Here is a 7,725-nt window from a genome sequence, read left to right as displayed (position 1 = left end):
TCGTCGAGCAGACCCGCCGGCACGCCGCGATCGCCGCCCTGCTGCGCGTCCCGCATGTCGTCCTCGCCGTCAACAAGATGGACCTGGTCGGCTACGAGCGGGCCGAGTTCGAGCGGATCGTCGCCGACTTCACCGCGCAGACCGCCGAGCTGGGCCTTCCCGAGGTCACCGCGATCCCGGTCTCCGCGCTGGTCGGTGACAACGTCGTCGGCCGTTCCCCGCACATGGACTGGTACAGCGGGCCGGCCCTGCTTGAGTTCCTGGAGAGCGTCCCGGTCGCCGCGGACGCGGCCGACGCCCCGGCCCGCTTCCCGGTCCAGTACGTCATCCGGCACGGTGACATCCGGCACTACGCCGGCCAGCTGGTCTCCGGCTCGCTGCGGGTCGGCGACCGCGTCACCGTCCACCCCTCCGGCGAGACCTCCGAGATCGCCGCGATCGACGTGCTCGGCAGCGGGGTCGAGGCCGCGCACGCCCCGCAGTCCATCGGGGTGCGCCTGGCCGACCAGCGGGACGTCTCGCGCGGCGACATGATCACCGCCGGGCCTGAGGTGCCCGTGCTCACCCGGGACGTCACGGCGGCCGTGTGCCATCTGGCCGACCGGCCGCTCCGGGTCGGCGACCGGGTGCTGCTCAAGCACACCACGCGGACCGTCGAGGCGATCGTCCGGGACCTGGCGGGCGCGGCCGAGCTCACCGCCAACGACCTGGGCCGGATCACACTGCGCAGCGCCGAGCCGCTGCCGCTGGACGCCTACGCGGTCTCCCGGCGCACCGGCGCGTTCATCCTGATCGATCCGGCGGACGGCGCGACGCTGACCGCGGGGATGGTCGACTTCGCCTGATCCCCTCTTCCGCGAAAAAGCCCCCGGCGTCCACCGGGGGCTCCTTCGCGTGTACGGCGGTCACAAGGTCACGGCGCGTCAATAAGGCGGTAACAGCGGGGCCGGTCGTGCGAGACGGCCCGCCGGGCGGGGTAAGCAGCCCGATACCGGGCCGAAAGTCCCGCCCGGGGCCCGCCGACAGGCTCCGGGACGGGACCCGTACCATTCCTACAGTTGAAAGCAGGACAAGCATGATCGCCTGCGCCACGAACGGAACCGCCGTGTACGAACCACCTTCCGCCGCCGCCTCCTGGCGCATCGCGCTGCCGCACACCGTCGCGGCCGTGCCGGTCGCCCGTGCCCTGGTGCGTTCGGCGATGGAGGAGTCGGGCCATGCGGCGGACACCGACACCGCCGAGCTGCTCACGGCGGAACTGGTCGCCAACGCCGTCGAGCACACCGCCGGCAAGGGGCCGATAGAGCTGGTCGTCGAGCTGATGCCGAGCGGCTGCAAGGTCGAGGTGCACGACCCGGACCCGGCGCCGCCCGGTCACCTCACCCGTCCGGTGATCGAGGAGCCCGACCTCATGCAGGAGGGCGGGCGCGGTCTGCTGCTGATCCGCGCCCTCAGCGCGTCCTGCGGGCACCGCCCCACCGAGTCCGGCAAGGCGGTGTGGTTCAGGCTTCCTGCAGTACCGCGTCAGTGGCGTCCGGCGTGATCACCTCGGCGCGGGCCAGCGTGGAGTTCCGGCGCCCGTAGCCGACGTAGACCAGCAGGCCCACCGCCAGGAAGACGGCGAACTGGATCCAGGTCGCCCACCCGGTCTCGTACATCAGATACAGGCAGAAACCGACGCCCAGCAGCGGCAGGACCGGGTAGAGGGGCACCCGGAAGGTGCGGGCGAGGGCCGGTTCGCGGCGGCGCAGCGCGATGACCGCGATGTTCACCACGGCCATGATCGCGAGGGTGCCGATGGTGCACAGGTTCATCACCGCGTCCAGCGAGGCGAAGGCCGCCGGCAGCGCGAAGACGACCGCGACGATGAGGGTGCCCGCGACCGGGGTGGCGGTCTTCGGGGAGACCTTCTCGAAGACGCGCGGGATCAGCCCGTCCCGGGACATGGACATGAGGATGCGGGTCTGGCCGTACATCACCGCGAGCACGACGGAGGCGATGGCGACGACCGCGCCGAAGGCGATCACACCGCCGCCGACCGTGGAGCCCGTGACCTGGTTGACGACGTAGGAGAGGGCCGCGGGACGCCCTGCCACCTGGTCGCCGCCGATGGCGCCGGTCGCGGCAAGGGCGACCGCGCAGTAGAGCAGCGTCACCACACCCATGCAGACGAGGATCGCGACGGGGATGTCCCGGCGCGGGTTCTTGGCCTCCTCGCCGGCGGTGGTGATCGCGTCGAAGCCGATGTACGAGAAGAACGCGGCGGTGGTGCCCGCACCGATGCCGCCGAGCCCTGCCGGGGAGAACGGCACCAGGTTGCCGTCCTTGAAGGCGCTGAAGCCGATCACACAGAAGGCGACCAGGATGACGAGCTTCACGGCCGCCATCGCGGCGGTCGCCCGTGCGCTCTCCCGCGCCCCGCGCACCAGCAGTACGGCGGCCATCGCGATGACGATCACGGCCGGGAGGTTCACGATCCCGCCGTCGCCGGGGCCCGCGGACAGGGCGTGCGGGAGCTGGAGGCCGGTGAGGCTGTGCAGCAGTTCGTTGACGTACTGGCTCCAGCCGACCGCGACGGCCGAGATCGAGATGCCGTACTCGAGGAGCAGGCACCAGCCGACCAGGAACGCGGTGGACTCGCCGAGACCGGCGTAGGCGAAGGAGTACGACGATCCGGAGACCGGGATCGCGCCGCCCAGCTCGGCGAAGGAGAGGGCGGTGAAGACGCAGGTGACCGCGGCGAGGACGAAGGAGATCACGACGGCCGGTCCGGCCTGGGCGACCGAGTCGGAGAGGCCGACGAAGATGCCGGTTCCGACGACCGCGCCGATGCCGAAACAGATCAGCTGGAAGAGGCCCATGGTGCGGCGGAGGCCGTGGCCCGCGCGGTCGGCGCCGGATTCGGCGACCAGCAGGTGCGGGGACTTGATGCGGGGCATGCGGGTGGTGCTCGTTTCTGGTGGTGCGGGTGCGATCCGGGGTCGGTCGCCGTGGCGGCCGCGGCAGGGGTGGCGCCGGGCCGCCGGACAGAATAGGGCCTGGTGGGGCCTTTGCGGTACGGCGGTCAGGCGAGCGTGGCCACCAGCACCGCCTTGATCGTGTGCATCCGGTTCTCGGCCTCGTCGAAGACGACCGAGTGCTCGGACTCGAACACCTCGTCGGTGACCTCCAGCTCGGTCAGTCCATGGCGCTCGTAGATCTCGCGGCCGACGTCGGTGCCCAGGTCGTGGAAGGCCGGCAGGCAGTGCAGGAACTTGACGTCGGCGTTGCCGCTGGCACGCAGCACGTCCATGGTGACGGCGTAGGGGCCGAGCAGCGCGATCCGCTCGTCCCAGACCTCCTTGGGCTCCCCCATCGACACCCATACGTCGGTGGCGATGAAGTCGGCGCCCCGCACGCCCTCCTTCACGTCGTCGGTGAGGGTGATCCGGGCGCCGGACGCGTCGGCGAGCCGCTCGGCCAGTTCGACGATGGTGCCGTCCGGCCACAGCAGCCGGGGCGCGACGATCCGCACGTCCATGCCGAGCAGGGCGCCGGTGACGAGGTAGGAGTTGCCCATGTTGTAGCGGGCGTCGCCGAGGTAGGCGAAGGCCGTCTCGGTGAGCGGTGTGTCGCTGTGCTCGGTCATGGTGAGCACGTCGGCGAGCATCTGGGTGGGGTGCCACTCGTCGGTGAGGCCGTTGTAGACGGGGACCCCGGCGAACGCGGCCAGCTCCTCCACGACGCCCTGTCCATGCCCGCGGTACTCGATCGCGTCGAACATCCGGCCGAGGACCCGGGCGGTGTCCTTCACGGACTCCTTGTGCCCGATCTGCGAACCGGCCGGGTCGAGGTAGGTCGTGACGGCGCCCTGGTCGGCGGCGGCGACCTCGAACGCACAGCGGGTGCGGGTGGAGGTCTTCTCGAAGACCAGCGCGATGTTCTTGCCGCGCAGGTACTGCGTCTCGGCCCCGGCCTTCTTGGCCGCCTTCAGCTCGGCGGCCAGCTCGACCAGCCCGCGGAACTCCTCCTGGGTGAAGTCCAGCTCCTTGAGGAAGTGGCGGCCGGCGAGGGCGGTCGGGACTGTCGCCATGGGGCGCTCCAGCAGTAGAGGTCGACGCGGGGACTTTTGGAAGTCTATACGATGTTTCACATTTCTATACAGCCAATGTCGCTCTTGGCACGGCCCTCCTTATACGGCGTCCCGCTCCACCGGGCAGCTCATACAGCGCGGGCCGCCCCGCCCCCGGCCCAGCTCGCTGCCCGGGATCTCGATCACCTCGACGCCCTGCTTGCGCAGATGGGTGTTGGTGGTGGAGTTGCGCTCGTAGGCGACGACCACACCGGGTTCGACGGCGAGGACGTTGCAGCCGTCGTCCCACTGCTCGCGCTCGGCCGCGTGCACGTCCTGGGTGGCGGTGAGGACCCGGATCTCACTGAGGCCGAGGGCGGCGGCGATCGCGCGGTGCATGTGCTCCGGCGGATGGTCGGTGACCTTGAGCTCCTTCTCACCGGCGCCCGGTTCGATGGTGTACGAGCGAAGCATGCCGAGCCCGGCGTACTGGGTGAAGGTGTCGCCGTCGACCATCGTCATCACGGTGTCGAGGTGCATGAAGGCGCGCCGCTTCGGCATGTCCAGGGCCACGATCGTCTGCGCGGAGCCCGCCGCGAAAAGCTTGTGCGCGAGCATCTCCACGGCCTGCGGGGTGGTGCGCTCGCTCATCCCGATCAGGACGGCCCCGCTGCCGATCACCAGGACGTCGCCGCCCTCGATGGTGGAGGGGTAGGCGGCCTGCCCCTCCGACCAGACATGGAACGTTTCGTCACGGAAGAGCGGATGGTGCCGGTAGATCGCCTCGAAGTGCACGGTCTCGCGCTGACGGGCCGGCCAGCGCATGGCGTTGATGGAGACGCCGTCGTAGACCCAGGCGGAGGTGTCCCGGGTGAAGAGGTGGTTGGGCAGCGGTTGCAGGAGGAAGTCGTCGAGGTCCATGACGTGGAAGCGGACCGAGGTGGGCTCCGCGTGCTCGTCCAGGAACTCCCGTTTGGTCATGCCGCCGACCAGTGCCTCGGCCAGCTGGGACGCGGGCAGGTTCTCGAAGGCGGCGCGCAGATGGTCGGTGGCCAGTGGGCCGTACTCCTTCTCGTCGAAGACCCGGTCCAGGACGAGGGCGCGAGCCGCCGGGATCGCCAGCGTCTCGGTGAGCAGGTCGCCGAAGAGATGCACGGCGACCCCGCGGTCGCGGAGCACGTCCGCGAACCCGTCGTGCTCGGCCCTGGCCCGGCGCACCCAGAGTAGGTCGTCGAAGAGAAGGGCGTCCTTGTTGCTGGGGGTGAGCCTTTTGAGCTCCAGATCCGGCCGGTGCAGGATGACGCGGCGCAGCCGCCCGGCTTCGGAGTCGACTTGGAATCCCATGCCTCCATCCTGACCATCGCGGACCGGGTTCACCCCCAGGTCGACCGTTTCTTGTTCTCGTCCCCTTGACGACAAACGAAGGGGAGGTAATTATTGTCATGTTGACTCTAAATCACGAGGGGGACTTCATGGCCGACATCACGCGGCGGCTGGGCAGGCGCCACCTGCGCGGGGCCCCGACGGCGCACATCAGACATCACCGGGGCGGAAGGCTGCTGCACGACGGGCCGGGCATCAGCTTCTGGTTCCGCGCGCTCACCGCGGCGATCTCCGAGATACCGGTCGACGACCGCGAGCTGGCGATGACCTTCCACGCGCGTACGGCCGACTTCCAGGACGTGGCGGTGCAGGCGACGGTCACCTACCGCATCGGCGACCCGGCGCTGGCGGCCGCCCGCCTCGACTTCTCGATCGACCCCGACACCGGCGTCTGGCGGGGCACCCCGCTGGAACAACTGGGCACCCTGCTCACGGAGACGGCCCAACAGCACGCACTGGCCGTGCTGGCCCGCACCCCGCTGGCGGAGGCGCTGGTCGACGGGGTAGCGGCGGTCCGGGAGCGGATCGCCGAGGGGCTGGGCGCGGAGCCCCGGCTGCCGGCGACCGGGATCGAGGTGGTGGCCGTGCGGGTGATGGCGCTGCGGCCGGAGCCGGAAGTGGAGCGGGCACTGCGTACCCCGGCCCGCGAGCAGATCCAGCAGGATGCCGACCGGGCCACCTACGAGCGGCGGGCGGTGGCCGTCGAGCGGGAGCGGGCGATCGCCGAGAACGAGCTGGCCAGCCAGATCGAACTGGCCCGCCGCGAGGAGCAGTTGGTCGAGCAGCGAGGCACCAACACGCGGCGCGAGGCGGAGGAGCACTCGGCGGCCGACGCGGTGCGCGCGGAGGCGGAGGCCGCGAGGTCCGTGAAGCTGGCAGAGGCGGAAGCGGCGCGCATGGTGCGGCTCGCGGAGGCGGAGGCTGCCCGGTCCGTGAAGCTGGGTGAGGCCGAGGCGGCCCGGGCGGTCACCCTCGCGCGGGCCGAGGCCGAGGGGGCCCGGGCGGTCGGCGAGGCCCGGGCCGCGGCACAGGCGGCCTGGCTGCGGGTGCACGGCGAGGTGGACGTGGCCACACTGCACGCCCTCACGGGCACGCGGCTAGCCGAGAACCTGCCGCGTATCGACAGCGTGACCGTGTCGCCTGACGTGCTGACGGGGTTGCTGGCGAAGCTGGGCTCGGCGGAGGGGCCGTGACCGCGGACCGCAGGCCCCCGGTCGCGGGCGGCACGCACGGCGCGGCCGCCCAGCGGGCCACTGAATCGGCGGAGCCCCGGCCGGCCGCCTCACCGAGGGCCTGTCGTTTGGATCAGGCCGGCCTGACGCACGGTTCCTTGTCGGCTGACCCGAGCGGAAGGCCTGCCGCCCGGCTCGGCCGGCCACCGGAGGCGGCGTCATGAGCCTCGCGCCCCGGGTGGTCCTCGTCCACCGGACCACCGAGTACGACGAGTTGGTGGCCCACCACGGCACTCACGGGCAGGCCGCCTTCTTCCTCTCCACCCGGGGGCGGGACATCGAGGAGGTCGCCGAGCGGCACCGCCGGACCGGGCGGGCACTGGCCGAGGTGGCCGCAGCGATTCCGCTGACCTGGCGTCAGGCGCGGGTCGAACGGGGCGACCTGGCCCGTTTCCTGTTCGCGCCCGAGGACGTGGTCGTGGTGGTCGGCCAGGACGGGCTGGTGGCGAACGTGGCCAAGTACCTGGACGGCCAGCCGGTGATCGGGATCGACACCGACCCCGGCCGCAACCCCGGTGTGCTGGTGCGGCACCGGCCGGAGCACGCGGCTGTCCTGCTGGCCTCGTTCCAGGGCACGGGCGCCGACGAGCTGACGATGGTCGAGGCGGTGGCCGACGACACACAGCGGCTCGTGGCGCTCAACGAGATCTATCTGGGTACCGCCGGTCATCAGACCGCCCGTTACCGCCTGGGCCTCGAGGACGACGGGGGTGTCGTCGAGGCCCAGGCCTCCTCCGGGGTGCTGGTGGGCACCGGCACGGGGGCCACCGGCTGGCTGCGCTCCCTGTGGCAGGAGCGCGGCGCCCGGCTGGCGCTGCCCTCCCCCACCGAGGACCGCCTGCTGTGGTTCGTCCGGGAGGCCTGGCCCTCGCCGGCGACCGGGACCTCCCTGGTCGCCGGCGAGCTGACCGCCTCGGCGGTGCTGACGCTCACGGTCGAGTCGGACCGCCTGATCGCCTTCGGTGACGGCATCGAGACCGACGCCCTGGAGCTCACCTGGGGGCAGACGGTCCGGGTCGGAGCCTGCGCCCACCGCCTCCGACTGGTCGGCTGACCCGA

At 71.5% G+C, this 7,725-nt stretch carries 7 protein-coding genes; 4 read left to right on the top strand and 3 right to left on the bottom strand.

From position 1 onward, the window contains the following. Positions 1 to 845 (top strand): elongation factor 1-alpha C-terminal domain-related protein (locus ABTY98_RS33780; RefSeq protein ID WP_352224894.1); only part of this gene is annotated, 845 nt, incomplete at its 5' end. Positions 846 to 1,075: 230 nt separating this feature from the next. After that, positions 1,076 to 1,543: an ATP-binding protein gene (locus ABTY98_RS33775; RefSeq protein WP_352224893.1), complete on the top strand. Its 468-nt coding sequence runs from the start codon at positions 1,076 to 1,078 to the stop codon at positions 1,541 to 1,543. On the opposite strand, the gene ABTY98_RS33770 is transcribed toward ABTY98_RS33775, so the two are convergent. The 3 genes from ABTY98_RS33770 to ABTY98_RS33760 all read right to left on the bottom strand — a co-directional run bounded on the left by ABTY98_RS33770 (position 1,503) and on the right by ABTY98_RS33760 (position 5,395). Then, positions 1,503 to 2,939, bottom strand: a complete 1,437-nt coding sequence (locus tag ABTY98_RS33770) for an amino acid permease (protein ID WP_352224892.1) — start codon at positions 2,937 to 2,939, stop codon at positions 1,503 to 1,505. The two genes, ABTY98_RS33775 and ABTY98_RS33770, sit on opposite strands and share 41 nt — an antisense overlap. Before the next feature lie 125 nt (positions 2,940 to 3,064). Then, entirely contained in the window at positions 3,065 to 4,072 is a 1,008-nt protein-coding gene (argF, locus tag ABTY98_RS33765; RefSeq protein ID WP_352224891.1) for an ornithine carbamoyltransferase, read from the bottom strand. Positions 4,073 to 4,171: 99 nt separating this feature from the next. Beyond that, a complete protein-coding gene (locus ABTY98_RS33760; RefSeq protein WP_352224890.1) occupies positions 4,172 to 5,395 on the bottom strand; it encodes an arginine deiminase in 1,224 nt (407 codons plus the stop codon). 128 nt (positions 5,396 to 5,523) lie between these two features. Between ABTY98_RS33760 and ABTY98_RS33755 the strand changes: the two genes are divergently transcribed. Both ABTY98_RS33755 and ABTY98_RS33750 read left to right on the top strand, forming a co-directional pair. After that, the gene (locus tag ABTY98_RS33755; RefSeq protein WP_352224888.1) at positions 5,524 to 6,627 is read left to right on the top strand and encodes an SPFH domain-containing protein; all 1,104 of its coding nucleotides are present in this window, start codon (positions 5,524 to 5,526) and stop codon (positions 6,625 to 6,627) included. 199 nt (positions 6,628 to 6,826) lie between these two features. After that, on the top strand, positions 6,827 to 7,720 hold the full coding sequence (locus ABTY98_RS33750) for a hypothetical protein (protein WP_352224886.1): 894 nt from the start codon (positions 6,827 to 6,829) through the stop codon (positions 7,718 to 7,720). Positions 7,721 to 7,725 lie beyond the last annotated feature (5 nt).

This window comes from Streptomyces sp. NPDC096040, from assembly GCF_040303265.1.
GTDB lineage: Bacteria > Actinomycetota > Actinomycetes > Streptomycetales > Streptomycetaceae > Streptomyces.
The sequence above is the reverse complement of the archived record's forward strand: the minus strand, read 5'-3'. Positions and strand labels throughout refer to the sequence as shown.

What these genes read in the sequence shown, in the direction of transcription:
- ABTY98_RS33775 (WP_352224893.1), top strand. Translation starts at nt 1,076, where the DNA reads ATGATCGCCTGCGCCACGAACGGAACCGCCGTGTACGAACCACCTTCC.
- ABTY98_RS33750 (WP_352224886.1), top strand. Translation starts at nt 6,827, where the DNA reads ATGAGCCTCGCGCCCCGGGTGGTCCTCGTCCACCGGACCACCGAGTAC.
- ABTY98_RS33770 (WP_352224892.1), bottom strand. Translation starts at nt 2,939, where the DNA reads ATGCCCCGCATCAAGTCCCCGCACCTGCTGGTCGCCGAATCCGGCGCC.
- ABTY98_RS33760 (WP_352224890.1), bottom strand. Translation starts at nt 5,395, where the DNA reads ATGGGATTCCAAGTCGACTCCGAAGCCGGGCGGCTGCGCCGCGTCATC.
- ABTY98_RS33755 (WP_352224888.1), top strand. Translation starts at nt 5,524, where the DNA reads ATGGCCGACATCACGCGGCGGCTGGGCAGGCGCCACCTGCGCGGGGCC.
- argF (WP_352224891.1), bottom strand. Translation starts at nt 4,072, where the DNA reads ATGGCGACAGTCCCGACCGCCCTCGCCGGCCGCCACTTCCTCAAGGAG.